Below are 25799 nucleotides of genomic sequence, written 5' to 3' on the forward strand. Positions count from 1 at the left end.
TCCGCGTCGCGTCAGCCCTTGCCGAAGAGGCGCTGGATCTCGGCGAGATCGGGCTCGGCCGGCTTCGCGGCTCCCCCGAGGCCGAAACCCGAACCGGTGGGCGCGGTCTCGGCGACCTGCGCGGCGAGACCGGCGTTCTCGGCGGCGCGCTTGGCGGGGTTGCCCGAGCGCGAGCCCGCCCGGGACTTCTGCTGCTTGCCGCGCTTGCTCGACGAGCCGGGGCGGCCGAGCGGACCCATGCCGGGGACGTTCGGCACGCCCCCGCGCGCGACGGTCTTCATCATCTTCGAGGCCTGCTCGAAGCGCTGCACGAGCTGGTTGACGTCGGTGACCGTCATGCCCGAGCCGCGGGCGATCCGCAGGCGCCGGGAACCGTTGAGGATCTTCGGGTTCCGCCGCTCCGCGGGGGTCATCGAACGGACGATCGCCTCGGTGCGATCCATCTCGCGCTCGTCGAGGTTCTCCAGCTGCTGCTTCATCTGGCCCATGCCCGGGAGCATCCCGAGCATCTTCTTCATCGAGCCCATCTTGCGCATCTGCTGCAGCTGGTCGAGGAAGTCCTCGAGCGTGAACTGCTCCTTCGCGAGCTTCTCGGCGACCTTCAGCGCCTCCTGCTCGTCGAAGGCGGCCTGGGCCTGCTCGATGAGGGTCAGGATGTCGCCGAGGTCGAGGATGCGGCTGGCCATGCGGTCGGGGTGGAACGGCTCGAGGTCGTCGAGCCCCTCACCGGTCGAGGCGAAGACGATGGGACGGCCGGTGACCGATGCCACCGACAGCGCCGCCCCGCCGCGCGCGTCGCCGTCGAGCTTGGACAGCACCACGCCGGTGAAGTCGACGCCCTCCTGGAAGGCCTTCGCGGTGTTCACGGCATCCTGACCGATCATCGCGTCGATGACGAACAGCACCTCGTCGGGATCTGTCGCCCGGCGGATGTCGGCGGCCTGGCGCATGAGCTCGGCGTCGACGCCGAGCCGGCCCGCGGTGTCGATGATGACCACATCGTGCAGCTGCCGTCGCGCCACCTCGACGCCGTCTCGGGCGACGCGGACGGGGTCGCCGGTGCCGTTGCCCGGCTCGGGCGCGTAGATCGCGGCGCCGGCCTGCTGGGCCACGACCTGCAGCTGGTTCACGGCGTTGGGTCGCTGCAGGTCGCACGCGACGAGCAGGGGGGTGTGGCCGTCCTTCTCCAGCTGCTTGGCGAGCTTGCCCGCGAAGGTCGTCTTTCCGGAGCCCTGAAGACCGGCGAGCATGATGACCGTCGGCGGGTTCTTCGCGAACTGCAGCCGGCGCTGCTCGCCACCGAGGATCGCCACGAGCTCCTCGTTGACGATCTGCACGACCTGCTGAGCGGGGTTGAGCGCTCGGTTCACCTCGTCGCCGAGCGCGCGCTCGCGCACCTTCGCGGTGAACTCCTTGACGACGGCGAGGGCGACGTCGGCGTCCAGGAGCGCACGCCGGATCTCGCGCACGGTGCCGTCGACGTCGGCGGGTGTGAGCCGGCCCTTCGTGCGGAGGTTGCGGAAGGTCTCGGTGAGCCGATCGGAGAGCGTGCCGAAGGTAGCCATGATCCCCCGATTCTACGGGAGTCGGACTCGACTGCTCCTCCTGGTCAGGTCGCCGAGGCAACGCATGGGATCGCGCGCGGGGGTGCGTTCACAGCCCCCGCGCACAGACCGGGGACGCCGTCGAGCGCCTCGCCGATCACGACAGCCAGCTCTGTCCGCCCGGGCCCGGCGTCGGCCCAGGTCCAGATCGCCGCCAGCACGGCTGCTGCCGCCGCAGCACCGTGCACCTCTGCGGCCAGCGGAGCCATCCCGTCCCTGCGCGCCCGCTCGGCGACGGCCCGCGCGAGCCGTGCCTGCCGCATGGCCCGCTCGCGCCACAGCTCGTCCCCGATGCCCATCGTGTGGGCGTGGGCCACCGCGAGGGCGAGACTGTCGGGCGCGAACCCCGCGGCCATGTCGGAGAGGATCTGTCGCGTCGACGCCTCGCCGAGCGAGAGCGCCGCAACGGCGACGTCCGTGCGCTCGTCGAAGCCGCCCCACAGGAGGTCTGCTTTCGACCCGAAGTAGTTGAAGAAGCTCGATCGACTCACCCCGGCACGAGTCGCGATGTCCGCGATCGACGTCTGCTCGTAGCCCCGCTCCAGAAACAGCTCGCAGGCCGCCTCGGCGAGCACCTCTCGCGAGGAGGCGCGCGGGCGTCCGATGTGCCTTGCCGCCATGCCCCCAGCGTACGCGCGCGGCGAGGCGTATTGTTGGACGCGGTCCAACTACAGGCGGAGGTGCGGATGCTCGACGTGCAGACGGTGGGGCTCGCCCCCGACTACGTCCCCTATCTCGACGGCTGGGCCCTGCAGCGGCGCATCCACGCCGAGGTCGTCGCCGGCGATCGCCCCGACACCCTGCTGCTCCTGGAGCACGAGCCCGTCTACACGGCCGGCGCCCGCACGGCTCGGCACGAGCGCCCGACCGACGGCACGCCGGTGGTCGACGTGGACCGCGGCGGCAAGATCACCTGGCACGGGCCCGGGCAGCTCGTCGGCTACCCCATCGTGCGCCTTCCCGAGCCGCTCGACGTCGTGGCGCACGTGCGCAGGCTGGAGGAGATCCTGATCGGGGTGCTCGCCGGCTACGGCGTCACCGGGCATCGCGTGGAGGGGCGCAGCGGCGTGTGGGTGCGCCGCCCGCTGTCGGAGGACAAGGTCGCCGCGATCGGCGTGCGCGTCCAGCGCGGCGTGACCATGCACGGCTTCGCGCTGAACTGCGACAACTCCCTGGCCGCGTTCGGCGAGATCGTGCCGTGCGGCATCGCGGATGCCGGGGTCACGACCCTCAGCGAGATCGTCGGGGCCGACCTCTCCCCCGCCCACGTGCTCGACGCGGTGGCATCCGCCTTCTCGGCCGCCTACGACGACGCCCCGCTGGCGGTGTCGCGATGAGCGCGTGCGGGGCAGGCGCGACTGCCGGCGGAAACACGGTGCCCGAGGGGCGCAAGCTCCTGCGCCTGGAGGTGCGCAACGCCCAGACGCCCATCGAGCGAAAGCCGGAGTGGATCAGGACCAAGGCCAAGATGGGCCCGGAGTACCAGGCACTCCAATCGCTCGTGAAGGACGAGGGCCTGCACACCGTGTGCCAGGAGGCCGGCTGCCCGAACATCTACGAGTGCTGGGAGGACCGCGAGGCGACGTTCCTCATCGGCGGCTCGCAGTGCACGAGGCGCTGCGACTTCTGCCAGATCGACACCGGCAAGCCCGCCGACTACGACACCGACGAGCCGCGCCGGGTCGCCGAGAGCGTGCAGCGCATGCAGCTGCGCTACGCCACCGTCACGTGCGTCGCGCGCGACGACCTGCCCGACGGCGGGTCGTGGCTCAACGCCGAGACGGTGCGGCAGATCCACGCCGTCAACCCGGGCACGGGCGTGGAGTTGCTGGCCACCGACTTCAACGGCCGGCCAGACCTCCTCGGCGAGGTCTTCGACGCGCGTCCCGAGGTCTTCGCGCACAACGTGGAGACGGTGCCGCGCATCTTCAAGCGCATCCGGCCGGCGTTCCGCTACGAGCGCTCGCTCGACGTGCTGACACAGGCCCGCGCGGCGGGGCTGATCACGAAGTCGAACCTCATCCTGGGCATGGGCGAGGAGCCGGAGGAGGTCGTCCGGGCCCTCCAGGACCTGCACGACGCGGGCACCGACATCGTCACGATCACGCAGTACCTGCGGCCGACGCCGCGTCACCTGCCGGTCGCGCGGTGGGTCAAGCCGCAGGAGTTCGTCGAGTTCAAGGAGGAGGCCGAGCGCATCGGGTTCCTGGGCGTGCTCGCCGGACCCCTGGTGCGCTCCTCCTACCGGGCCGGGCGCCTGTGGGCGCAGTCGATGGTGTCGAAGGGGCGGCGGATCCCCACCGAGCTCGAGCACCTCGCGCGCGATATCGCCGGCGGCGAGCGCACGTTCGCGCAGGCGGTCTGAGCGGGCTATTCGGCGCTGGTCACCGACATGACCTCGCCATCGGAGCCGAGGTTGACCAGCAGCACCTCGTCGGTGGCATCCGGGTCGAGCGCGTACTCCAACACCGCGAACGGGTCGTCTCCGCCGTGCTCGTCGGCGAGGATCGTCAGGCTCACCAGCTGCAGTGCGCGGATCACGTCGATCTGCAGGTCGCCGGAGACATCGACCAGCAGGTCCTCCAGGTCGGAGCCCAGCGAGTCCTGCTGCTGCAGGATGAACTCGATGACCTCGCTGGTGCGGTCGTCGAGCTCGGAGACCATCGCGCCGCGCGCGCGCACGTCGACCGCCTCCAGCGAGGTGATCAGCCCGGCGGCGAGGTCGAGGGCTGCGGTGGAGACGTCGTCCTGATCGGGAGCGGTGAGGTCGACGGTGACGACCTGGTCGCCGAGCTCGACGTTCTCGGACCAGAAGATGGATCCGTCCGGGCCGGTGTCGAGGAGTCCGAAGAAGTCGTGCTCGATCGCCATGTCCCCATGAAACCAGCAGCGCCGCCGGTACGCGACCCTCTCCCGCGTGTCGCGATCAGTCCACGAGCGCCGCGGCGAACACGTGCGGTGTGAAGCCGGTCAGATCGCCGATGCCCTCGCCCTGTCCGAGGAGCTTCACCGGGATGCCGGTGCGCTCCTGCACCGCCAGGACGAACCCGCCCTTGGCCGAGCCGTCGAGCTTGGTGATGACGAGCCCGGTGACGCCGGCGTGCTGGAGGAACGCCTCGGCCTGCATCACGCCGTTCTGCCCGGTCGTGGCATCCAGCACCAGCAGCACCTCGCTGATGGGCGCCTGCTTCTCGATCACGCGGCGGATCTTGGTCAGCTCGTCCATGAGCCCGCCCTTGGTGTGCAGGCGCCCCGCGGTGTCGACGAGCACGATCTCGGTGCCGGTGCGCTTGGCGTAGTCGATCGTCTGGAAGGCGACGGATGCCGGGTCCTGTCCCTCCTGCTGGGGACGCACGATCGCCGCTCCGCCGCGCTCGGCCCATGTCGCGAGCTGGTCGACCGCGGCGGCACGGAACGTGTCCGCGGCGCCCACGACCACGGAGCGCCCGTAGCGCTGCAGGAACTTGGCGAATTTGCCGATGGTCGTCGTCTTGCCGACGCCGTTGACCCCGACCACGAGCACGACCGCGGGGCGCTCGGTGAGTCGCAGCGTCGTGTCGAACTTGGCGAAGTGCTCCTCCAGGGTCTCCTTGAGCATGCGCTGCAGGTCGCGCGGATCGGTCGTGCGATAGCGGTCGACCTTCTCGCGCAGCTCGTCGACGATGCGCTCGGTGATGTCCGGGCCGAAGTCGGCGGTCAGGAGAGCCGTCTCCAGGTCGTCCCACGTGGTCTCGTCGATCGTGGGCTTGACGAACATTCCGCGCAGCGCGCGACCGAGCGACCAAGAGCTTTCCGCCATGCCTCAAGCCTACGGGCTCGCCGATTCAGCGCGTATCCGCTATATATCATTCCTGCTATACTGGGCGCATGAAGGGTATCGGGAACGATCTGATCCGTGAGGCGCGCAAGCGCCGGGGCCTCACGCAGGCGCAGCTGGCCGAGCTCGCCGGCACCACGCAGTCGGCGATCGCGCGACTGGAGGCGGCGAAGACGGCGCCGAGCTTCGACGACGTCATCCGCTACCTGCGGCTCATGGACCTCGACCTCGACCTCATGCTCGTGGAGCGCGACGACTCGGACTGGGCTCAGGCGCGGCGCAATTTCGCGCTGACGCCGGCTCAACGACACGATCAACTTGTGGCCTGGAAGCGCACTGTGGATGGTCTGCGCCGAGATTTCGACCGCGCCGTAGCCTGACATCATGGACGACGCCTTCGATCCGCTTCCCATCCTGAAAGTGCTCGCTGCTCACCGCGTGCGGTTCGTCGTGATCGGCGGCTACGCCGCCTTTCTGCAGCATGCCCCGTTCCTCACGAACGATGTGGACATCACCCCCGACCAGTCTGCGGCGAATCTCGAACGGCTGTCGGCAGCGCTGACAGAGCTCGATGCTCGAATCCGGACGCAGAGCGATCCGGAGGGGCTTCCCTTCAATCACAACGCTGCATCGCTCGCCGGTGTGCGGGTATGGAATCTCACGACGCCGCACGGCGACCTGGACATCTCGTTCGTGCCCAACGGCACGACCGGATACGACGATCTGGCGGCAGACGCGACGGATGCGACGATCCACGGCGTCACGATCCAGGTGGCATCCCTCGCGGACATCATCCGTTCGAAGCAGGCGGCCAACCGCCCCAAGGACCAGCGCGTGCTGCCGACCCTCCGCGAGATCCTCGCGTACCGGCACGCCAAGAATCGCGCGTAGCCGCCTGCTCGGACCGCGGGTCAGACCGCGGCGTGCTCGCGGACGCGCTGGCCGACGACGGCGGAGACGCCGTCCTGGCGCATCGACACGCCGTAGAGCGCGTCGGCGATCTCCATCGTGCGCTTCTGGTGCGTGATGACGATGAGCTGGCTCGACTCCCGCAACTGCTCGAACACGCCGAGGAGGCGCCCGAGGTTGGCATCGTCGAGGGCCGCTTCGACCTCGTCGAGGATGTAGAACGGGCTCGGCCGCGCCTTGAAGATCGCGGTCAGCAGTGCCACGGCCGCGAGCGACCGCTCGCCGCCGGAGAGCAGGGAGAGGCGCTCGATCTTCTTCCCCGCGGGGCGCACGAACACGTCGATGCCGGTCGTCAGGGGCTCGTCGGGATGCGTGAAGGCGATGCTGCCGGTGCCGCCGGGGAACAGCACCGGGAACACCTCGGCGAACGCGGTGCGGGTGTCCTCGAAGGCGGCGAGGAAGATCTCCTTCATGCGCTCGTCGAGCTCCTCGATGATCGAGAGCAGATCCTTGCGCGTCTGCACGAGGTCGGCGAGCTGCTCGGTGAGGAAGGCGTGGCGCTGTTCGAGGGCCGCGAACTCCTCGAGCGCGAGCGGGTTGATCCGCCCGAGTCGGGTCAGCGATCGTTCCGCCTCCTGCAGGCGGCGCTCCTGCGCGGCGCGCTCGAACCGCACCGGCTCGCCGTCGGCGTCGAGGACCTCCTGATCCGGGCCGTATTCCGAAATCAGAATGTGCTCGTCGAGGCTGAGTTCGGATGCCACGCGCTCCAGCAGCGTCGTCACGTGCAGCCGCTCCTCGTGCATCTGCAGCTCGAGTCCGTGCACGCTCTCGGTCAGCCGCGCGAGCCGGTCGCGCGTGTCGGTCTCCTGCGCCCGGAGCCCGGCCAGCTCGGCGGTGACCGCCGTGCGCTCCTGCTCCGCAAGACTCAGCTCGACCCGGGCGCTGCTGACGGAACGGTCGACCGAGTCCAGGAGCGGCGGGAGCCGGCCGGCGACGTCGGCCGCCACCTCGCGCTGTGCGCGCCGGATGACCGCGCGCCGCGCCGCCTCCTCCGCCGCCGCGCGCTCGCGGGCGCGCTGAGCCTCCAGCTGCGCGACGCGTTCCCGACCGGCGCGCACCCGTTCCCTGAGCGTCTCGACGTCCAGTCGCGTCCGCAGCTCGGCTTCGCGTGCACCGTCGAGCAGGCTCACGATGCCCTCACGGGACGACGCGTCCAGGATCGGCCGCGGCACCTCCTGGGCTGTCGTGAGCGCCTCGTCGGCGACGGATGCCGCGCGTTCGGCATCCGCGACGGCCGCCTGCGCCTGCCGAAGGCCGGAGGCGAGCCGCTCGCACTCGGCGACGGCCGCCTCGTGCCGCACGGTGGCGCGATTGAGCTGCTCGGCGTGGGCGGCGAGCGCAGCGTCGTGGGCGCGCAGCTCCTCCAGTGCCCGCGTCGTGGCCTGGCGAGCCTCGGTCCACGCGGACTTCGCCTCGTCGAGCGCTGCGGTCAGCGCGTGGGCGTCGGCGGTGACCTCCGCGAGGCGCGCGGTCGCGGCATCCCGTTCCGCGAGGAGCTCCAGCCGCGAGCGCCCGGCGCCGGCGCCGGCGCGCACCGTCGAGGCCGTAACGAGCTCTCCGGCGCGCGTGGCGATCAGTCGATATCCGCCGGGCCCGGCCTGGGCCGCGAGTGCGGTGTCGAGGTCGTCGGCGATCCCTGCGTCGGCCAGCACGGCGAGCACCCCGTCTGGGGCGTCGACCACGTCCCGCGCGGCGGTGACGCCCGCAAGTGCGACCAGCGGGGCGGCCGTGCCCGCGGCATCCGCGATCGCGATGTCCACCGCGCCGAGGTCGCCGTCTGCGACCAGGCGGGTGAGGGCCACGGCATGGTCGACCGAGTCGACCAGCACGCCCTCGGCCAGCGCGCCCAGCACGGCGGCGATCGCGGCCTCGTAGCCGGGTGCGACCTTCACCGCGTCACCGACGAGACCCCGGATGCCGCCACCGCCGCGCGAGATCAGTTCCGCCGCCGCGTTGCGCACGTCGAGAGCGCGGCCGAGGGCCGCGGACTGCGCCGTGAGGGACTCGACCTCGCGCTCGGCGGCGTGCAGTCGGTCGCGCAGCGCACTCACGTGCGCCTCGGCGACGTGCGCGGCCTGCTGCGCACGCTCGTACTCGATCGCGTGCTCGGTGGACGTTCCCTGCGGGGCGGCATCGGCGTCCACCCCGGCGAGTTCGGTCTCGGCCTCGGCGCGACGGGCGAGCGCGGCATCCAGCGCGCGCTGCTGGCGGTCCACCGCGGCCCGGAGGGCGTCGAGGCGGGAGTGCGCGGCCTCGGCCGTGCCGCGCAGCGACGACAGGCGCATGTCGTGCTCGGAGACGAGCGCGCTCTGGGCGGCGATCTCGGCATCGAGGGCGTCGAGCTCCGCACGGGCGCGGATGACATCCCGGCCCGCGGCGGCCGCGGCATCCTGCGCAGCACCCAGGCCCGCAGCCAGGTCCTCGACCTCGGCGCGGGCATCGTCGATCGCGGTCTGCCCGACCGTGACCGCGTCGTGCGGCGCCGAGCCGTCGTCCTCCAGCAGGGCGAGGCGCTGCCCGGCGAGCGTGTAGAGGCCGCGCAGCCGCTCCTGCACCTGCTGCAGCTCGAAGGCGACGGCGCGAGCGCGGTCGACGGCCTCGGAGCGCTGCTGCGCCTCGAGCGTGCGGATCCGTAGCCCCAGCTGCTCGGCACGGTCCTGCAGCACGATGCGCTCGGAGTGACGCTCCTGCTCGGTGCGGGCGTGGTCGTCGAGCCGGGCGCGGAGGGCGACCAGCTCGTCGGCGAACAGGCGCGCCTTCGCGTCGCGCACGACGGCGGCGATGGTCGCGGCCTCACGGGCGAGCTCGGCCTGCCGCCCGAGGGGCTTGAGCTGGCGACGGAGCTCGCCGGCGAGGTCGGAGAGCCGCGTGAGGTTGGCCTCCATCGCCTCGAGCTTGCGGAGGGTCTTCTCCTTGCGCCGGCGGTGCTTCAAGATGCCGGCGGCCTCCTCGATGAACCCGCGCCGGTCCTCGGGACTCGCCTGCAGCACGCTGTCGAGCCGGCCCTGGCCGACGATCACGTGCATCTCTCGCCCGAGGCCCGAGTCGCTCAGCAGCTCCTGCACGTCGAGCAGGCGGCAGGTCTCGCCGTTGATGGCGTACTCGCTGGCGCCGTTGCGGAACAGCGTGCGGCTGATCGAGACCTCGGCGTACTCGATCGGGAGGGCGCCGTCGGCGTTGTCGATCGTGAGCTGCACCTCGGCGCGGCCGAGCGGACCGCGCGTGGCGGTGCCGGCGAAGATGACGTCCTCCATCTTGCCGCCGCGGAGGGTCTTGGCCCCCTGCTCCCCCATCACCCAGGCGAGCGCGTCGACGACGTTGGACTTGCCCGAGCCGTTGGGGCCGACGATGCAGGTGACACCGGGCTCGAAGGCGAACGCCGTGGGCTGGGCGAACGACTTGAAGCCCTTGAGCGTCACGCTCTTCAGGTGCATTCCGTGGTCCTCCGCAGGCTGGGCGTTCCGGCCCACGGTATCGGATGGCATCGGGCGCTCCGCGGCGACGAGCCGTCGGTGCCCAAACCCGGCCACGGGTCGCCCCCTTGACGTCGGGTACCGACGGGGCTAGCGTGAGCCGCACCCGAGGTCGAGAGGAGGTCTGCTGTGACATCTGCCATCGCACCCGTTGTCGCAGCCGGCGGCATCGCCGCGACCGACTCCTTCGGGATCCACCAGAACGGTCGCACGCACACCGCCGGCTGAGCCGCCGCAGGGGACGAGTCTGCCCGTTTCCGGGCGTTGCGCCTCGTTCGACCCGGCGGCATCCGTTCGCCGCATCCGCGACAATTCGGCACGTCCGCACCTGCCGCGCAGAGGACCGCCATCGCCGGTCGAGCGCCGCCCCTCACACACTCTCACCCCTCGACGCGACCCGTCGAACCTCCCGAACGGAAACCTCATGACCCTCTCCCTCACCCCCGTCGTCGTCCCGGCATCGCTCGATGAACCGGACGCCGCCGACTTCCTGACCCTGATCGACCGGATCAACGTCGCCTGTCGCCATGATCTCGGCAGCGACCATCTCGACGACGATCCCCGCATCGAGCTGGCGAACTGGCACGACCAGAGGGACTGCCGACTCTCGGGCCTCCTCGCCCGCCGCGACGGCGAAGCGGTCGGCGCGATCATCCTCCGCGTCCCGCAGGATGCCGGGACGGTGAGCGCCGAGTTCGAGCTGGCCGTGCATCCTGTTACCGGCGACGATCGCGTCGGCGAGCTGCTGCTCGGCGAGGCGGAGCGGCAGGCCCGCGCCCACGGCCGACGCGTGCTGCAGGCGTACACCGTGCATCGCGTCGACCAGGACGTCCCGCGCCTGGTCTCGCCGGCGGGCCTCGGTTCGGTGCCGCTGGACGAGAAGGCACGGTTCTATCGGGCTCACGGCATGGTGCTCGGCCAGGTCGAGCGCAACAGCAATCTCGACCTCACCGCGCCGCTGGACGGCGTGCGAGAGCGGCTCGATCGTGCCCTGCAGAAGGCCGGCGCGGATTACCGGGTCGTCACCTGGACGATCCCCACGCCGGAGCGCTACAAGGACGACTACGCCCGCATGCAGGCACGCATGTCGACGGACCCGCCGGCCGGCGACATCGACTGGCCGATCGAACAGTGGGATGCCGCACGGATCGATCGGCGAGAGGCGACGTTTCACGCGGGCGGTCAAACCATGTCGGTCGCGGGCGTCGAGCACATTCCCACGGGAGAGCTCGTCGCCTTCAGCGAGCTGGTGATCGGCACCGACCGCACCCGCCCGACGCACCAGTGGGGAACCCTCGTGCTGCCGGAGCATCGCGGACACCGGCTGGGCATGATCGTCAAGTGCGCGAACATCCTGCGGTGGCACGAGCTTGTGCCCGAGTCGCCGTTCATCACGACGTTCAACGCGGAGGAGAACCGGCCCATGCTCGACGTCAACGAGGCCGTCGGTTTCGTCGCGGTGGCCTACGCCGCCGCGTGGCAGAAGGAGCTCGCGAGCGACCCGAAGCCGGAGCCGGAGCCGGAATCGTGACCGGGGAGGTGCTGTCGGTGTTCCCCGTGCTGCGCGGGCCGCGGACGGTGCTGCGAGAGCTCCGTCCCGCTGATGCTGCGGATCTGTTCGTCTTCCGCAGCGATGTCGAGGCACAGCGGTACAACGACGAGCCGCTGCGCGAGGTCGCGGACGCCGTGACCCTGATCGACCGCCTTCGAGCGGAGTTCCAGGCCGGCGAGGGTGTGCACTGGGCGCTGGCGTTGCACGACGACGACCGCGTCATCGGCCTGTTCGGACTCGGCTCCTGGGATCGACATCACCGCCGCGCGGAGCTCGGCTACGACGTGCACCGCGATCACTGGGGCCGCGGGCTCGCGACCGAAGCGGTCCGGGCGATCGTGGACTGTGCGTTCACGACCATGGACCTGAACCGCATCGAGGCGCTCATCATCGCCGACAACCATCCGTCGATCCGGCTCGTCCGGCGCGTCGGCTTCGTGCACGAAGGGACGCGGCGTGCGTGCTCCTGGGAGGACGACGGCGCGTTCCACGACAGCGCGATCTACGGTCTGCTGCGTGACGACCGAGGAGCATGCGTGCTCCCGGAGGAGGTGCTGTCGTGAACGCGTGGCAGGTCGAGCCGATCACCGTTCCCGCGTCGCTCGACGACGACGACGCCGGGCCGTTCCGGGCGCTGTGGGAGTTGGAGAATCGCGTCGGGCCTCACGATGCCGGGCACGACCTGTGGGATCAGGATGCGGCCGAGCATCTCCCCTGGTGGCGCGACCAGCCGGACGCCCGGGAGCTCGGGTTCACGGTGTCTCTCGCAGACCGCGTGCTCGGCGCCGCGCGCCTCACCCTGCCGCGCGAGGACGCCGCCGTGACGGGTGACTTCGCCGTCTTCGTCCACCCCGTCGCACGCGGCCTCGGAGTCGAAGACGCGTTGCTGGACGCGGTGGAGGACACCGCGCGCGGCGCGGGGTTCTCCGAGCTGCACACCTTCTCGATGCACCGGCCCGGCTCGACGGGGCACCGGCTCGTCCCGCAGACCGGCGAGCGCACGAGCGTGCTCGACCTCGCCGCGCCCGCGACATCTCTCGAAGAACTGCTCGGGGAGGCGCAGCGGACGGCCGGATCGGACTACGAGGTCGTGTGCTGGACGATCCCCACTCCGGACGAGCTCGCAGACGACCTCGCCGCGGTCATCGCGCGCATGTCTACCGACGCGCCCTCCGGAGACCTGAACGTGACCGCGGAGATCTGGGATGCGGAACGTGTGCGCACCCGTGAGCGCGCTTTCGCCGAGGCGGATCAGCTCGTGTCGATCGCGGCCGCCCGCCACGTCCCGTCCGGCCGCCTCGTCGCCTACAACGAGCTGTGCGTCGGCGCCGACCGGACCGCGACGACACAGCAGTGGGGCACGCTCGTGCTGAGGGAGCATCGCGGCCACCGGCTGGGCACGATCGTGAAGTGCGCGAACCTGCTGCGCTGGCGCGAGCTGGTACCCGAATCGCCCCGGGTCGCCACCGGCAACGCTGCAGAGAACGTGCACATGCTCGCCATCAACGACGCGATCGGCTTCGAGCCCGCCTCGTGGTCGGGCGTCTGGCAGAAGGTCCTCGATTGAGTCGGAGTCACGTGTGCAGCCGTTTGGCTATGTCCGTTCGGGAACGAATCGGAGGGTGGCCGGAGGGTGATCGGTGTAGCTGCGCCCTGTGGGACTGGTCCATCGGAATCGCCCGCCGGGCAGTTGTTCCACCGTCCACGGGGTCGAATGTTTCAGGGTGTGATGCCGGCGACAGAATTCACCGAGGTTGCACGCCGACGTCGGACCGCCCTTGGCGGCGTCGATCGTGTGATCCACGTCGCACCTCTCCGCCGGCCGACGGCATCCGGGGAACCGGCAGTGCTCGTCGCGCGCGGCGACGAATCGGTGCAGCTCTGCGGATGGACGGTAACGATCGACCGCGACGGGTACTCCAGAGGGCAGGTCGGTGAGGATGCGGTCCCATCCCGGCGCGGTCGCCGCGAGCCTTCGCGCGAGGCCCGGGCTGACGGCACCGATGCCATCGGCGATCGCCGGCTCGGCGCTCGTGCCGGCGAGGCATTCGACGGGGATCGTGACCCGGATGTGTCCTTGGATCGCGTGCAGTCCGGCCAGGTTCTCGTCGGCGGCGTACGCCGTGGGCGAGCCGGTGAGCAGAACGTCGGCGAGCACGTCGGCACGGAGCTGATCCAGCGTCCGCGCATCCGCGAGGCCTTCCGTGTCGTCGTGAGCGCCGGTGTCGCTCGGATCCGCGGTCGCAGCGGATGCGTCAGTGATGGCGTCGTGGATGAGTTCGGCCTGCCTCGTGAGGCGGTCTTGAATCGCGTGCGCCAGATGCAACGGCAGGTCGGCGATCAGTCGACCCAGGCCGGCGCCCAGGTCGTACACCCTCGTGCCGCGATCCTTCTGCGCATCGTCGCGCTGCTCGGCCGCGCCCTCGGGATCAAGACGCGCGGCGATCGCTCGAGCGATGGGCCGGAGCCTCCCGGCGGACTCGACCTCCGCGACCGCGACGACGAGCGCCTCATACTCTCCTCGCACCGCATCGTCGGCGAGGAACGCGCCTTCGTCCACGATCGCGGCGGCATGCGCCTTCTCGATGCGCCCGCTGCGCCACGCGCTGAACGTGGCGGGGAATCGGGTGACCAGCGTGTAGGCGTCGTCGATGCGGCGTTGCACGGTGCGATCCGCAACCCGCATCGCAGCCCCCAACTCCGCCGAGACCTCGCGGACAGGTAGATCGTTCCCGAACACGACGCCTCGGGCTCGGCGCTCCGCCGTCCGCTGCTCGATCAGCCCGACCGCGGCAGCCAGCAGCTCCGATTCCCGCGCCTGCGCCGCCGCGACCTCGTAGCGTACGGCCAGCAGGCTCTCGACGAGAGCATCCAGCTCCCTCCAGAGCGTGCCCTCGGACGACGCTTCGTCCACGTGCCCCACAGCAACCCTCCCGGGGGTTCGCGCCACCCGTACACGGGGTGGCTGCCATCTGCTGCGCACAAGTTGGGCACGGTGCGCGAGTACTTCGTTACGCTCAAGTATAGCATATTTCTTCGACGATCGTTCGTGGATCAGCATCCGTACAGCCGTGCCCCGCCTCACTTGTTCGGAGATCTGCACGATTTCGAAGGGATTCACTCGAATCCCTCAGAGGTCGAGAAGGTAGAGGCTCAGAACGACCGGCGTCCCGTCGGGGTGCGTGTCGGTGGACGACGTGAACGAACCGGCGGGACGGAAGCCGCATTTCTCGGCCACGCGCACCGACGCGACGTTCTCCGGCTCGACGCGGATCGCGACCCGGCGTCCGATGTCCTCGTCGCGCAGGCGCTGGCAGATCGCGAGTACGGCCTCGGACGCCACGCCCGAACCGCGGGCCCAGGGATGGACGGCGTAGGAGATGTTCACGTCCCCCGGCTGAAGCCCGTCGGCGTTGTCGGGATCGAAGTCGACATAGCCCGCAAGACGGCCATCGCGCCAGAGGCCGAAGCCGCGCTTGCCGCGGCCGGCCGCGGCATTCCCTGCCAGCACATCGAAATAGGCGCGTGTTCCCTCCACTGTGCCGTAGCCGCCGGTGAGCCAGCGCACGGTCTGCTCATCCTCTCCGGCGCAGTGAGCCTCGGCATCCGCGTGAGTGAGCGGACGCAGTTCGACGCTCGAAAGGGTGCCGGGCTGTACCTCGTCCGTGAGTGACCGGGTGACCTCGAGCTTGGCCTTCCAGCGTTCCGGCCACCCCGCCGCGACCCATGTCGCCGCGGGTTCATGGCCTCCTTCACCGTGGAGGACGACCTCGTCGATGGCTCGCTGCTGGCGCGTGGCCACGGCCTCGACGACGTCGAACGGCTGATCCCAGCCGTACCCGTCCAAGAACGCCTCGATGCGCTCACGCCGTGCAGGGCGACCGCGGAAGCCACGCCGTGCAAGCTCCGCGGAATCGGTCTCGAACGGCGTCAGGTACTCGAGCGCATAGGCGATGTCGCTGATGCGCGGGGCCGGACGCGCGTCGTCCCAGTCGAAGGCGCCGACCGCGACGCCATCGCGCCACGCGAGGTTCGCGGGCTGGAAGTCGCCGTGGCAGATCACGCCGTCAGAGGGGGCCTCCACAGGAACAGCCCACACCGCGTCTGCCGGCGGCATCCAGTCCTGCGTGGCGTCATGGAGCCGGCGGAGAAGACGTCCCGCCGAAGCCACCGAGGAGGTCTCGAGCTGGTGGGGCCAGCAATCCTGACCGGCCGCGCCGCGGACGAGGCGCACGCGCTCGAAGCCGGCGTCGATTCCGAACGGTTCCGGCACGGGCAGGCCGGCATCGTGGAGGTGGCGGAGGAGCGAGTGCACGGTCGCCGTCCAGGGCTTGACCGGTCGCACCACGGTGTCGCCGTCGATGCGCACGATTCGCGGGGATGCCACCCGCCGAGGGTATCAGTGGGCTCCTCCCCTCAGAATGGAGCGCAGGGACCATCCCGCGCTGCCTGCGGACGCCGACCACATCGATGCGGAACGCGTCTTCGCCGCGGCGGGCTGGACGCCCTGCGGAACCGGAGACTGGGCGATCGCGCTACGCTCCCCCGATGGGCGCAGGGCGGTGCGCATCAGCCCCTTCGACCCGACCGGCCCCTACACGGCGGAGCTGTACCGGCGGGGCCGGATCCGGGACGTCGTGACCGTCATCATTGACGCGTGAGACCACACCATGCCGGATTCCGCACGGCGGTGATCGTGGCGCCGCAGCTCGGACGACCCAGAATGGTGTCGAGAGCGTTCGTGCGTAGAGGAGGGCGCACCATGGGCGGAATCGGACGATGAGGATGCGTGCCGTCCGCGACCGGCTGAAGCCGCTCTCGCTGCCCGACCTCGCCGGGCAGCGCGCGGTGGTGACAGGCGCGAGCGGCGGCATCGGTCTCGCGACCGCCGCCGCGCTCGCCGGCGCCGGAGCCGAGGTCGTGCTCGCCGTCCGTGACCGCCAGCGCGGTGAGGACGCAGCGACACGGATCCGGGTCGAGCACCCCGACGCCGATCTCCGGGTAGAGCTCGTCGACCTGGGTTCGCTGCGCAGCATCGCGGATGCCGCGGATCGCATCGGTCGGCGCCCGGTAGACCTGCTGATCAACAACGCCGGCGTCGGCAGCGACGATCCTGGGGCGCTCACGCGGGACGGATTCGAGCTTCAGGTCGGCGTCAACTACCTCGGCGCGTGGGCTCTCAGCGCCGGCCTATGGCCGGCGCTGAGGTACACCGACGGAGCGCGCGTCGTGACGCTCGGCTCCACGATGGCTGTCCGCGGTCGCATCGAGCACGGGTTCGGCTCCCCCACCGGATCGGTCTACCGCTCGTACTGCGACTCCAAGCTCGCCACCGTCGTGTTCGCAAGCGAATTGCGAAGGCGGGCCGAGCGTGCACGGATCGGAGTGACCGCGGTGGCCGCGCACCCTGGCTGGTGCGCGACGGCCATCTTCGACACGGGAGGCCCGCCCGCTGTCGTGACCGCGATCGGCCGCATGACCGGCGCCCTCCAGTCTCCCGCCGATGGGGCGCAGCCGGTGCTCCTGGCCGCCACCGCACCGAACGCCGCCGCCTACTACGGGCCGCTGAAGCACCGAGGCTCTGCCGGCCCGCCGGGACCGGTGCCACCGCTGCCTGCCATGCTCGACCCCGCTGTCGGCGAGCGCCTCTGGGACCTCTCGGCCACGCTGACCGGCATCATGATCGACCTGTAGCGCACACCGAACGCGCAGGTTGACGCTGACATCTGGGGCAGTAGTGCGAGGACCGGTTCATGAACGAGACCCGCACGATCGGGCGGCCGCACCGCGGGCACGCAAGGCCCGCGCGGCCGTAGGCGTTCAGCGAGTGCGCGAACCAGCCCTACTTCACGAGTTGGATGCGTTGAAATCCGGATCCCCGTAGGTCCACTCACGGATGTCAGCGCCTCGACGCACTGGTCAGTCCTGTCGATCCTTGAGGTCGCCGAGGATTTCGGAGGCGTGCTTCAGGACGACCCGTGGAGTGGTGTCGGCCAGCTTGCGTAGGCCGGTGGTGAAGCCTGATCTGGAGATCAGGAGTATCTCAGTCGTTGAAGTGTGGAACCCCGCCTGGCTCAACGCGGGCAGCTTGTAGTCGAGGAGATCGGTGAGGACTCCGGCGTCGAGTGGTTTGGTGGTCCATTTCGCCTCCGCGGCGATCGATACGCTTCGGCCGTGGAGCGCGACCGCGTCTATCTCTTCGGTGAATCGTTCTTTGGCCGCACGCAGTCCGTGCAGAGCGGACCCCCACCAAGCCCCGACTGCGGTGGCACCGGCTGATCGCTGGCGAACCCAGGAGACGACAGTTTCCTCGAAAGGGAGCGCAGCGTGATCAGCCAGGTGGGGCAGGATGTTGCGGGTCACGTGGGCGGCGGGATCTGCACCCGCTTCGAGTTCGCTTTGGAAGGGCTGCACGAAGCGGAACCAGAATCGCACAAAGTGGTCGATGCACGTCCACTGCGCCCCTCTCGCGGTAGCGGCGACTCCGACCGGATGGCGTCGTGCTATCAGTCGCAGTGACTCCAGCGTGGTCAGGTACCTCGACAGTTCCTTGGCTTCCATGCGCAGCGAGGACGCCACCGCAGCGACATCTTGGGGCTTGTGAGCGAGTTCGGCGAGGATGGAGAAGTAGACTGCCGGTTCACGCAGTTCACTGTTGAGCAGTGACCGCGGCTCGTTGAAGAGCTGGCTGTGCGGGTCGACCACGTTACGCGCGAGAGTTTCAGCAAGGTCGTCCCCAGCGAAGGCATCGAGATAGCGCGGCATGCCGCCCGAGATCGCGTACCGTGTCATCTGGTCGAGCGTGTCAAGGTGCGTAAGCATCGTAGTGGCCTCGGCGAAGGTCATCGGCCACAGCGGCAACGGCGTCAATCGCCCGTGCAGCGGGTTCTTCTCCGCCTGGAGGTCCTCCATCTGGGAGATCGTCGAACCGGTGAGCACGAGCTTGAGCCTGGACTCGTCGCGCTTGCGTTCCATGACCGCCTGGATCGAGGACAGGGTGCGCTGTTGCTCGGCTGCGGTTGTGCCCAGCAGGTAGGGAAACTCGTCGATGACTACGAGGGTCTTGCGGCGACCCGCCATGTCATACAGCACCGTGAACAAGTCGGCGACGCTGTCGAGCTGGGGGCGAACGCCGAGGGAATCGGCGAGCTGCCCCGCCAGATGAGTGAGCTGCTGTCCGGCCGCCACCCGATCGGCGACCAGGATGACCGCCGGCTTGCCGTGTGCGAAGCTGCGGAACAGCCACGACTTCCCCACGCGCCGTCGACCGTAGAGGCTGACGGGCTCTGGCGATGGCGAGTTCCACCACCGCTCCAGCGTCGCCAAAGCCTTGGTACGGTCACGGAACTGCGACCGCGCCGCCCAACGGTAGGTCTTCACTGCCATGGGCCAAACCCTAGACCAAAACAGCCTGATCTAAAACAGGCTGTTTTGAAACAGGTTATCCCCGCGACAGCATCTGGAAGCGCGCCGAACAGTTCGGCTGGACACTCAACGGCAATATCTCGCTGTCCACCACCTGGGCATCCGTCCGGCTGAAGCCTCTCGGATAAATCTCGCGACGGATCAGCGGCGCTGGGAACGGACTCCGCTCTCCTCACTCGACTGGCGTTTCCGCTGACACCTCGGGCAGAAGTAGCTCGAGCGGTTCATGAAGGGCTCGCGCCGGATGGGGGTGCCGCAGCGGTAGCAGGGCTCGCCCTCGCGAGAATATGAACGTAGTGAACGCGCGAAGTAGCCCGCCTGACCGTTCACGTTCACGTACTGCGCGTCGAAGCTCGTGCCTCCCTCGGCGAGGGCCTTCTCGAACACGGCCCGCACCTCGGTGAGGAGGCGCCCTGCCGCACGAGTGGACAGCGCGGCAGCAGGCGTCTCCGGATGGATGCGGGCCGACCACAGCGCCTCGTCGGCGTAGATGTTGCCGATGCCGCTGACCACGGTCTGATCCAGCAGCACGCGCTTGACCGTGGAGCGGGAGCGCCTGAGCGCAGCAGCGAACGCGCGGTCGTCGAATGCGGCGTCGAGCGGGTCGCGCGCGATGTGGGCGACCTGGGACGGGGTGGTCGCGGCATCCGTCCCCCACCCGCCCGGCGCACCGTCGCCCGTCGCGACGAGCGCGTCGACGGCGAGCGACCCGAAGGTCCGCTGGTCGGCGAACACGACGGCCAGCTCGCCGTGCCGGGGATGATCGACCTCCAGCCGTACGCGCTCGTGGCGCTCGGCCGGCGCACCCGGTGCGCGCAGCAGCAGCTGTCCGCTCATACCCAGGTGCGCGATGACCGCGTCGGCGCGCCCGGGCGCACCGTCGAACGGAAGCCAGAGGAACTTGCCGCGCCGGGCCACCGCACGGATCGTGACCCCGGTGAGCGTGTGCTCGAAATCGGCCACGTCGCCGGGGTGACGGGTCAGCGCACGGGGGTCGAGCACGGTGACGCCGGCGACCAGAGCACCGATGAGCGCAGGAGCGAGTCCGGCGCGGACGACCTCGACCTCGGGAAGCTCAGGCACGCGAGGCCAGCTCGCGCCACACCGCCAGCGCCCCGGCCATCTGGGCCTGCTTCTTGCTCGAGCCTGCACCGGTCAGCGTCACGTCGCCGACCGTCACGGTTGCGGTGAAGGCGCGGTTGTGGTCGGGGCCGGTGACGTCGACGACGTAGACCGGCGGCTCCATGCCCAACTGCGCGGCGAGCTCCTGAAGGCTCGTCTTCGGGTCGATCGCGGCGCCGTCGCGAGCGGGATCGTCCATGAGCGGCTGGACCAGCCGTCGCACGAGGGCGGCCGCCTCCCTCCCGCCCGCGGCGAGATAGGTGGCGCCGATGACCGCCTCCATGGCATCCGCGAGGATCGAGTCCTTGTCACGGCCACCGGTCTGGTCCTCGCCGCGACCCAGCAGCACGTGCGCACCGAGGCCGATGCGGCGGGCGACCTCGGCCAGCGCGACGGTCGAGACGAGGCTCGCGCGACGTTTTGCCAGCGCCCCCTCGTCGAGCTCGGGATGCTCGGTGAACAGCTGCACGGTCACCGCCTGCCCGAGAATGGCGTCGCCGAGGAACTCCAGCCGTTCGTTGTGGGCGATGCCGCCGTGCTCGTACGCGTACGAGCGATGGGTGAGCGCGAGCTGCAGCAGCTCGGGGTCGATGCGCACCCCGAGCTGTTCGACCAGCGCGTCGTGCGTGAGCGTGAGATCGGTCACGGCGAACTCAGCCGCACGGGTCAGATGTCTGCGACCTTGCGGCCCTTGTACTCGAGGAACAGCTCGGTGCCCTGAGAATCGGTCACGACCTTCGCCTGGTGGGGGCGGCTGTAGACGACCTTGCCGTTCTCGACCGACTTCACGAGCGCCGGAGCCTCCGCCTTCCACTGCGCGCGACGCGAGCGGGTGTTGGAGCGGGAGACCTTGCGCTTCGGGGGGTTGCCTGCCATGACTAGCTCTTCTCTGTGTTCAGGGTGATGTTCAGGGCGGTGTTCTCGGCGTCCGGTCGGGGTGCCTGGTCACCGCGGATGACCTTCTCTAGTTCGGCCCAGCGCGGATCGGTGGATTCGCGGGGCTCGTGCCCCGGCTCCCTCGTCAGCTTTTCGCCCGTGACCGGGTCGAGGCCGGGGCAATCCGGCTGACACACCGGCTGGAACGGAAGCGCCAAGACGATCGCATCCCGAATCGGGGGTTCAAGATCCACGTGGTCGTCTTGAACCTGGAGGTCGAGGGCTTCGTCCCCAGGATAGCCGAACAGTTCCTGAAACTCGACTTCGACCGGCCGGACGAGGTCGGCGAGGCAGCGTCCGCACACGCCCTCGTACTGCGTGGCGATGTCGGCGGAGACGAGGATGCCCTCGTGCACCGACTCCACCCGCACCTCGACGTCGACCGGCTCACCCGCCGCGACGGCGACCAGACCCTCGCCCCACTTCTGCGGCGCCGGGGTCTCGAACGCGAACTCCCTCATTTCGCCCGCGCGATGGACGATATCGTGCACCGGCAGGACGAAGGGACCGTTCACGCGCTTCCTGACCACGGTCGTCCATGGTAGCGGGCTGCCGCTGTGCGGACGCCGAACTCAGCCGTCGGCGGTGCCGGTGTCGAGGAGGCGCGCGACAGCGGGAGGCACGAACGGCGTGACGTCGCCGCCGAGCGCGGCCACCTGTCGCACGAGCGAGCTGGAGACCAGCGCGTGCGCCGGATCGGGCAGCAGGAAGACCGTCTCTACGTGCGTGAGGTGCCGGTTCACGATCGCCATCGGCGTCTCGTAGGCGACGTCGACCTGCGAGCGGATGCCTTTGACGAGCACCCCCGCGTCGACCTCTGCCGCGTAGTCCACCAGCAGTCCGACACTCCACGAGGCGACGATGACGTCGCCGGCGATGCCCGCCTCGGCGATCGCCTGCTCCAGCAGGCTCACCCGACGTGCGATCGGGAGCATCGCCTCCTTGTCGGGATTGTGCACGACGAGCACATGCAGCGTGTCGTAGAGCGTGGCCGCGCGGCGGATGACGTCGAGGTGGCCGAGGGTCGGCGGATCGAACGAGCCCGGGACCACCGCGATGCGGTTGTTCATGGCACGAGCCTACGCGGATCGCGTTCAGTTCTTCGCGAGGGCGGCACGCTCCTGCTGACCGACCCGGCGCTCGAGCGCCTCGGCCAGGCCGGGATGGCGCAGCAGCGCGGGATCGTCGTCGAGCACGCGCTCGGCCTCGGCCCGCGCGAGGGCGATGAGGTCGGCGTCGGCGACCACGCGCAGCAGCCGCAGCGACGATCTCGCGCCGGATTGCGCGTCGCCGAGCACGTCGCCCTCGCCGCGCAGCTCCACGTCGATCTCGGCGAGGCGGAACCCGTCGCCGGTGCCGGCGACGGCCTCGACGCGCGCGCGGGCGGGCGTTCCGGCCGGCGCCTCGGTGACCAGCAGGCACAGCCCCGGCACGCTGCCACGGCCCACCCTGCCGCGCAGCTGATGCAGCTGCGAGACGCCGAAGCGGTCGGCCTCGAGGATCACCATGGTCGACGCGTTCGGCACGTCGACCCCGACCTCGACGACGGTGGTGGCCGCGAGCACGTCGATCTCACCGCGCGAGAAGGCCTGCATGACGGCATCCTTCTGCTCGGTCGGGAGCTTTCCGTGCAGGGTCTCCACGCGTACCGAGGCGAACGCCGGATGCCGCGACAGGAGATCCTGCACCTGCACGACGCCCCACCGCGTCCTGCCCTCGGCCGCAGCGGCGATGGCCGGATCGGCGTCGTCGCTCCCCGCGGTCTCGGCGTCGATGGCCGCGCACACGACGAACGCCTGCCGGCCGAGCGCGACCTCCTCGGCCACGCGCTCCCACACCCGCGCGAACCAGGCCGGTCGCTCGCCCAGCGGCGCGACGAACGTCGAGATGCCCGGGCGCCCGGGCGGCAGGGTGCGGATGGTGGACACGTCGAGGTCGCCGAACACGGTCATCGCCACCGTGCGCGGGATCGGGGTGGCCGTGAGGACCAGCACATGGGGCGAGGTGCCCTTGGCCCGCAGCGTCTCGCGCTGCTCGACGCCGAAGCGGTGCTGCTCGTCGACGACCACGAGCCCCAGATCGGCGAACGTGGTCGACTCGCTCAGCAGCGCATGCGTGCCGACGACGATGCGTGCCTGGCCGGATGCCGCGCGCAGCGCCGCCTTGCGCCGCTGCGCCGCCGGCAGCTGTCCGGTCAGCAGGGTCGGCATGAGCTCGGGCGCGAGGTCCGGTCCGAGCATCCGCGCGATGGAGCGCACGTGCTGAGCGGCGAGCACCTCGGTGGGGGCAATGAGGGCGGACTGACCGCCCGATTCGGCCACCTGCAGCATCGCGCGCAGCGCCACGAGCGTCTTCCCCGAGCCGACCTCGCCCTGCACCAGGCGGTTCATGGGCCATGCGCCCGCAAGATCCTGTGCGATCACGTCACCCACGGCGACCTGGTCGGGCGTGCGCTCGAACGGCAGCTCGGCGTCGAAGCGCGCCAGCAGCGGCCCGGGGTGGCGGGATGTCGCCGAGAGGGCGCGGACGAACTGGCGCTGCTGCAGCAGCGCGACCTGCAGTACGAACGCCTCGTGCATGCGGAGGGTCTGACGGGCCGGCTCGACGTGCTCGATGAGATCGGGCGCGTGGATGCGGTCAAGCGCGGTGCGGGCATCGAGCAGGCCGTGCCGGCGGCGGAACTCCTCGGGGAGCGGATCGGGCACGGGGCCCAGCACCTCGCGCACGTGGTCGACGACGCGCTTGACCTGCCAGCTGGTCACGGTGCTGGTGGCGGGGTAGATCGGGATAGGCAGGTGCTGGCGTGCCTGCGCGCTCACCCGCGCCTCGTCCTCGTCGTCGAACAGCTCGTAGTCGGGGTGGGCGAACTGGCGGTGTCCCTTGAACTCGCCGACCTTGCCGGAGAAGATGCCCTGCCTGCCGACGCGGAGCTCGTTCTGGCGCCAGGCCTGGTTGAAGAAGGTGAGCGAGACCGTGCCGTCTCCGTCGCCGATCACGACCTCGAGGATCGAGCCCTTGCGCTGCCGCATGTGCCGGGCGTTCACCGCACGCACCTCGGCGACGATCGTGACGGTCTCCCCCACCGGAAGCGACGAGATCGGGGTCAGCTCGCCCCGCAGCGCGTAGCGACGCGGATAGTGCGCCATGAGGTCGCCGACGGTGCTCATGCCGAAGGCGCGCGACAGGGTGCCCGCGGTCTTGCCGCCCACGACGCCGTCCAGGCGCGAGGACAGCGTGACGGACATGGCTCCGAGTCTAGGCAAGCGGTACGACACGGATATCGTGAGCGTGTGACGCGCATCATCGCAGGCCGGGCCCGCTCGCTCGCCCTCGCGGTGCCCGGTTCCGGCACGAGGCCCACGAGCGACCGGGTGCGCGAGTCGCTGTTCGGCGCGCTGGAGGCCGCGGGCCTGGTGCGGGATGCCGCCGTCCTCGACCTCTACGCAGGCTCCGGCGCGCTGGGGCTTGAGGCGGTGAGCCGTGGCGCCGCGTCGGCCGAGCTCGTCGAGAAGGCGCCGGTCGCGGCATCCGTCGCAGAGCGCAACGCCAGGAACGTCGCTCGCGCGGTGCCGGGTGCCCGCGTGCACGTCCGCCGCACCGGCGCCGACGCGTTCCTGCGCCGGGAGCCCGGACCGTACGACCTCGTCTTCCTCGACCCGCCCTACGACCTCGGCGATTCGGAGCTCGCCGCGACCCTGGAGGTTCTCGTGCCCGCACTGGCGGCGGATGCCGTGGTCGTGATCGAGCGCGCCGCCCGCTCCCCGCAGCCGATCCTGCCCGACGGGCTCGCCCTCACCCGTTCGAAGCGCTACGGAGACACGATGCTCTGGTGGGTCGCGCGGGCCTGACCCGCTCAGCCGGTGCGGTGATCCCAGTCGCGGTAGGGATCCCAGCCGCCGGCGCGTTCGTACGGCGCGCCGTCGACCGTCACGGGGACCGCGCTGCGCGGCACGACCCGGCCGATCGCGCGGAAACCATCCGGCAGCGGCCCGTCCGGGAAGATCGCGAGCAGGGCGTGATCCTCGCCGCCCTCCAGCGCCGGCGCCGGATCGTCGCCGAGCAGGGACGCGTCGAGGTCGATCGTCACGCCGGATGCCGTCGCCATGCGCCGCGCGTCGAGCGCGAGGCCGTCCGAGACGTCCATGAGGGCGTGCGCCCCGGCATCCGCCGCCACCGCGCCCAGCCGGATCGGGGGCGCGGGTCGCCGCTGCGCCCGGAGCGCCCGGTGCTCCTCCGTCGAGAGGATGCCTTCGTCCACGGCGACCGGCTCACCCGAGGCGTCGCGGAAGCGGTCGAACAGCACCGCGAGCCCGCGCGCGGCGAGGCCCAGCTCACCGGCGACGGCGACGACGTCTCCCGGACGGGCGCCGGAGCGGAGCACCGGCTCGGCGCCGTCGAGCACTCCAATGGCCGTCACGGCGATCGTGAGCGTCTCGGAGATCGTGAGGTCGCCCCCCTCGACGGCGCATCCGGGTGCCAGGGTGTCGCAGGCTTCGCGCAGGCCGGCGGCGAGCTCCTCGACGAACCGGATGTCCGTGTGCGCGGGCATCGCGAGCGCGACGAGCAGCGCGATGGGCCGCGCCCCCATGCCGGCGATGTCGGCGAGATTGACCGCAGCGGCCTTGAATCCCAGGTCACGACCGCTCGACCAGGCGAGGCGGAAGTCGGGGCCGTGCACGAGCGTGTCCGTCGTCACCACGACGCGGCCGCCCGGGACCGCGAGCACGGCGGCGTCGTCGCCGGGCCCGACGACGGCCTGCGAGGACCCGGCCAGCACCGCGAGGATCCGGCCGAGGATCTCGCCCTCGCTGAGCTCCCCCACCGTCGCCTCGTGCACGCCCCCACGCTACCCGGCGCGGCGGCCCCGCCCCCGCTCGCCCCCGCCCGGCCGCGCCCGCGCG

The 25799-nt window shown here is 70.6% G+C and carries 25 protein-coding genes and 1 pseudogene; 10 read left to right on the forward strand and 16 right to left on the reverse strand.

The features are described 5' to 3' along the window. Nucleotides 1-11 precede the first annotated feature (11 nt). Nucleotides 12-1565: a signal recognition particle protein gene (ffh, locus tag QM641_RS06395; protein ID WP_415114621.1), complete on the reverse strand. Its 1554-nt coding sequence runs from the start codon at nt 1563-1565 to the stop codon at nt 12-14. A 44-nt stretch (nt 1566-1609) separates the two neighbouring features. After that, the gene (locus QM641_RS06400; protein WP_415114623.1) at nt 1610-2224 is read right to left on the reverse strand and encodes a TetR/AcrR family transcriptional regulator; all 615 of its coding nucleotides are present in this window, start codon (nt 2222-2224) and stop codon (nt 1610-1612) included. Between the two features lie 33 nt (nt 2225-2257). Here QM641_RS06400 and lipB point away from each other — a divergent pair, with 33 nt between their 5' ends. Together lipB and lipA are read left to right on the forward strand one after the other, a co-directional pair. Continuing rightward, nucleotides 2258-2941, forward strand: a complete 684-nt coding sequence (gene lipB / locus QM641_RS06405) for a lipoyl(octanoyl) transferase LipB (protein ID WP_415114625.1) — start codon at nt 2258-2260, stop codon at nt 2939-2941. Next, nucleotides 2938-3969 (forward strand): lipoyl synthase, encoded by a 1032-nt coding sequence (gene lipA, locus QM641_RS06410; protein ID WP_415114627.1) that lies wholly within the window; start codon nt 2938-2940, stop codon nt 3967-3969. The genes lipB and lipA overlap by 4 nt, the downstream gene beginning before the upstream one ends. 5 nt (nt 3970-3974) lie before the next feature. On the opposite strand, the gene QM641_RS06415 is transcribed toward lipA, so the two are convergent. After that, nucleotides 3975-4475: a DUF2004 domain-containing protein gene (locus tag QM641_RS06415; RefSeq protein ID WP_415114629.1), complete on the reverse strand. Its 501-nt coding sequence runs from the start codon at nt 4473-4475 to the stop codon at nt 3975-3977. A gap of 55 nt (nt 4476-4530) precedes the next feature. Then, complete coding sequence (gene ftsY / locus QM641_RS06420; protein WP_415114631.1) at nt 4531-5403, reverse strand: signal recognition particle-docking protein FtsY; 873 nt, start codon at nt 5401-5403, stop codon at nt 4531-4533. A gap of 68 nt (nt 5404-5471) precedes the next feature. Here ftsY and QM641_RS06425 point away from each other — a divergent pair, with 68 nt between their 5' ends. Together QM641_RS06425 and QM641_RS06430 are read left to right on the forward strand one after the other, a co-directional pair. Next, nucleotides 5472-5801, forward strand: coding sequence for a helix-turn-helix transcriptional regulator (locus QM641_RS06425; protein WP_415114633.1), 330 nt, complete (start codon nt 5472-5474; stop codon nt 5799-5801). 4 nt (nt 5802-5805) lie between these two features. Next, nucleotides 5806-6312: a hypothetical protein gene (locus QM641_RS06430; RefSeq protein WP_415114635.1), complete on the forward strand. Its 507-nt coding sequence runs from the start codon at nt 5806-5808 to the stop codon at nt 6310-6312. Nucleotides 6313-6332: 20 nt separating this feature from the next. Here the strand turns inward: QM641_RS06430 and smc are convergent, their stop codons facing one another. Next, entirely contained in the window at nt 6333-9824 is a 3492-nt protein-coding gene (gene smc, locus QM641_RS06435; RefSeq protein WP_415114637.1) for a chromosome segregation protein SMC, read from the reverse strand. 463 nt (nt 9825-10287) lie between these two features. Between smc and QM641_RS06440 the strand changes: the two genes are divergently transcribed. Genes QM641_RS06440 through QM641_RS06450 form a run of 3 tightly spaced genes read left to right on the forward strand, consistent with a single transcriptional unit; the run spans nt 10288 to nt 12982 of the window. Beyond that, a complete protein-coding gene (locus QM641_RS06440; protein WP_415114639.1) occupies nt 10288-11394 on the forward strand; it encodes a GNAT family N-acetyltransferase in 1107 nt (368 codons plus the stop codon). Next, nucleotides 11391-11978, forward strand: coding sequence for a GNAT family N-acetyltransferase (locus QM641_RS06445; RefSeq protein ID WP_415114641.1), 588 nt, complete (start codon nt 11391-11393; stop codon nt 11976-11978). Before QM641_RS06440 ends, QM641_RS06445 begins: the two co-directional genes overlap by 4 nt. Then, nucleotides 11975-12982, forward strand: a complete 1008-nt coding sequence (locus tag QM641_RS06450; protein ID WP_415114643.1) for a GNAT family N-acetyltransferase — start codon at nt 11975-11977, stop codon at nt 12980-12982. The genes QM641_RS06445 and QM641_RS06450 overlap by 4 nt, the downstream gene beginning before the upstream one ends. Before the next feature lie 27 nt (nt 12983-13009). On the opposite strand, the gene QM641_RS06455 is transcribed toward QM641_RS06450, so the two are convergent. Continuing rightward, nucleotides 13010-14329 (reverse strand): DUF222 domain-containing protein, encoded by a 1320-nt coding sequence (locus tag QM641_RS06455; RefSeq protein WP_415114645.1) that lies wholly within the window; start codon nt 14327-14329, stop codon nt 13010-13012. Nucleotides 14330-14545: 216 nt separating this feature from the next. Continuing rightward, nucleotides 14546-15802: a GNAT family N-acetyltransferase gene (locus tag QM641_RS06460; RefSeq protein WP_415114647.1), complete on the reverse strand. Its 1257-nt coding sequence runs from the start codon at nt 15800-15802 to the stop codon at nt 14546-14548. A gap of 34 nt (nt 15803-15836) precedes the next feature. Here QM641_RS06460 and QM641_RS06465 point away from each other — a divergent pair, with 34 nt between their 5' ends. Continuing rightward, a complete protein-coding gene (locus QM641_RS06465; protein ID WP_415114649.1) occupies nt 15837-16076 on the forward strand; it encodes a hypothetical protein in 240 nt (79 codons plus the stop codon). A 124-nt stretch (nt 16077-16200) separates the two neighbouring features. Then, nucleotides 16201-17109, forward strand: coding sequence for an SDR family NAD(P)-dependent oxidoreductase (locus tag QM641_RS06470; RefSeq protein ID WP_415114651.1), 909 nt, complete (start codon nt 16201-16203; stop codon nt 17107-17109). Here QM641_RS06470 and QM641_RS06475 read toward each other — a convergent pair. From QM641_RS06475 to QM641_RS06510, 8 genes and pseudogenes are all read right to left on the reverse strand, one after another. Then, a pseudogene (locus tag QM641_RS06475) lies at nt 17093-17257 on the reverse strand (zinc finger domain-containing protein); the annotation flags it as partial. The gene QM641_RS06470 and the pseudogene QM641_RS06475 sit on opposite strands and share 17 nt — an antisense overlap. A 77-nt stretch (nt 17258-17334) precedes the next feature. Then, complete coding sequence (locus QM641_RS06480) at nt 17335-18801, reverse strand: ATP-binding protein (RefSeq protein ID WP_415114653.1); 1467 nt, start codon at nt 18799-18801, stop codon at nt 17335-17337. A 180-nt stretch (nt 18802-18981) separates the two neighbouring features. Beyond that, the gene (gene mutM / locus QM641_RS06485; protein ID WP_415114655.1) at nt 18982-19923 is read right to left on the reverse strand and encodes a bifunctional DNA-formamidopyrimidine glycosylase/DNA-(apurinic or apyrimidinic site) lyase; all 942 of its coding nucleotides are present in this window, start codon (nt 19921-19923) and stop codon (nt 18982-18984) included. Then, nucleotides 19916-20608 (reverse strand): ribonuclease III, encoded by a 693-nt coding sequence (gene rnc / locus QM641_RS06490; RefSeq protein ID WP_415114657.1) that lies wholly within the window; start codon nt 20606-20608, stop codon nt 19916-19918. Before rnc ends, mutM begins: the two co-directional genes overlap by 8 nt. Nucleotides 20609-20628: 20 nt before the next feature. Continuing rightward, on the reverse strand, nt 20629-20838 hold the full coding sequence (gene rpmF, locus QM641_RS06495) for a 50S ribosomal protein L32 (RefSeq protein WP_347344213.1): 210 nt from the start codon (nt 20836-20838) through the stop codon (nt 20629-20631). A 2-nt stretch (nt 20839-20840) separates the two neighbouring features. Next, complete coding sequence (locus QM641_RS06500; RefSeq protein ID WP_415114668.1) at nt 20841-21413, reverse strand: YceD family protein; 573 nt, start codon at nt 21411-21413, stop codon at nt 20841-20843. 57 nt (nt 21414-21470) lie between these two features. Next, nucleotides 21471-21968, reverse strand: coding sequence for a pantetheine-phosphate adenylyltransferase (coaD, locus tag QM641_RS06505; RefSeq protein WP_415114660.1), 498 nt, complete (start codon nt 21966-21968; stop codon nt 21471-21473). 24 nt (nt 21969-21992) lie between these two features. Beyond that, on the reverse strand, nt 21993-24143 hold the full coding sequence (locus QM641_RS06510) for an ATP-dependent DNA helicase RecG (RefSeq protein ID WP_415114662.1): 2151 nt from the start codon (nt 24141-24143) through the stop codon (nt 21993-21995). 45 nt (nt 24144-24188) lie between these two features. Here QM641_RS06510 and rsmD point away from each other — a divergent pair, with 45 nt between their 5' ends. After that, a complete protein-coding gene (gene rsmD, locus QM641_RS06515; protein ID WP_415114664.1) occupies nt 24189-24746 on the forward strand; it encodes a 16S rRNA (guanine(966)-N(2))-methyltransferase RsmD in 558 nt (185 codons plus the stop codon). A gap of 5 nt (nt 24747-24751) precedes the next feature. Here rsmD and thiL read toward each other — a convergent pair whose 3' ends face one another. Then, nucleotides 24752-25735 carry a thiamine-phosphate kinase gene (gene thiL / locus QM641_RS06520; RefSeq protein WP_415114666.1) on the reverse strand — a complete coding sequence of 328 codons (984 nt, stop codon included), beginning with the start codon at nt 25733-25735 and terminating at the stop codon, nt 24752-24754. Nucleotides 25736-25799 lie beyond the last annotated feature (64 nt).

The sequence above is a fragment of the Microbacterium sp. genome (assembly GCF_047605725.1).
Lineage (GTDB): Bacteria > Actinomycetota > Actinomycetes > Actinomycetales > Microbacteriaceae > Microbacterium.

What these genes read in the sequence shown, in the direction of transcription:
- ftsY (WP_415114631.1), bottom strand. Translation starts at nt 5,403, where the DNA reads ATGGCGGAAAGCTCTTGGTCGCTCGGTCGCGCGCTGCGCGGAATGTTC.
- smc (WP_415114637.1), bottom strand. Translation starts at nt 9,824, where the DNA reads ATGCACCTGAAGAGCGTGACGCTCAAGGGCTTCAAGTCGTTCGCCCAG.
- QM641_RS06430 (WP_415114635.1), top strand. Translation starts at nt 5,806, where the DNA reads ATGGACGACGCCTTCGATCCGCTTCCCATCCTGAAAGTGCTCGCTGCT.
- QM641_RS06400 (WP_415114623.1), bottom strand. Translation starts at nt 2,224, where the DNA reads ATGGCGGCAAGGCACATCGGACGCCCGCGCGCCTCCTCGCGAGAGGTG.
- rpmF (WP_347344213.1), bottom strand. Translation starts at nt 20,838, where the DNA reads ATGGCAGGCAACCCCCCGAAGCGCAAGGTCTCCCGCTCCAACACCCGC.
- QM641_RS06465 (WP_415114649.1), top strand. Translation starts at nt 15,837, where the DNA reads ATGGAGCGCAGGGACCATCCCGCGCTGCCTGCGGACGCCGACCACATC.
- QM641_RS06415 (WP_415114629.1), bottom strand. Translation starts at nt 4,475, where the DNA reads ATGGCGATCGAGCACGACTTCTTCGGACTCCTCGACACCGGCCCGGAC.
- lipA (WP_415114627.1), top strand. Translation starts at nt 2,938, where the DNA reads ATGAGCGCGTGCGGGGCAGGCGCGACTGCCGGCGGAAACACGGTGCCC.
- ffh (WP_415114621.1), bottom strand. Translation starts at nt 1,565, where the DNA reads ATGGCTACCTTCGGCACGCTCTCCGATCGGCTCACCGAGACCTTCCGC.
- QM641_RS06425 (WP_415114633.1), top strand. Translation starts at nt 5,472, where the DNA reads ATGAAGGGTATCGGGAACGATCTGATCCGTGAGGCGCGCAAGCGCCGG.
- QM641_RS06510 (WP_415114662.1), bottom strand. Translation starts at nt 24,143, where the DNA reads ATGTCCGTCACGCTGTCCTCGCGCCTGGACGGCGTCGTGGGCGGCAAG.
- QM641_RS06470 (WP_415114651.1), top strand. Translation starts at nt 16,201, where the DNA reads ATGCGTGCCGTCCGCGACCGGCTGAAGCCGCTCTCGCTGCCCGACCTC.
- coaD (WP_415114660.1), bottom strand. Translation starts at nt 21,968, where the DNA reads ATGAACAACCGCATCGCGGTGGTCCCGGGCTCGTTCGATCCGCCGACC.
- QM641_RS06480 (WP_415114653.1), bottom strand. Translation starts at nt 18,801, where the DNA reads ATGGCAGTGAAGACCTACCGTTGGGCGGCGCGGTCGCAGTTCCGTGAC.
- QM641_RS06440 (WP_415114639.1), top strand. Translation starts at nt 10,288, where the DNA reads ATGACCCTCTCCCTCACCCCCGTCGTCGTCCCGGCATCGCTCGATGAA.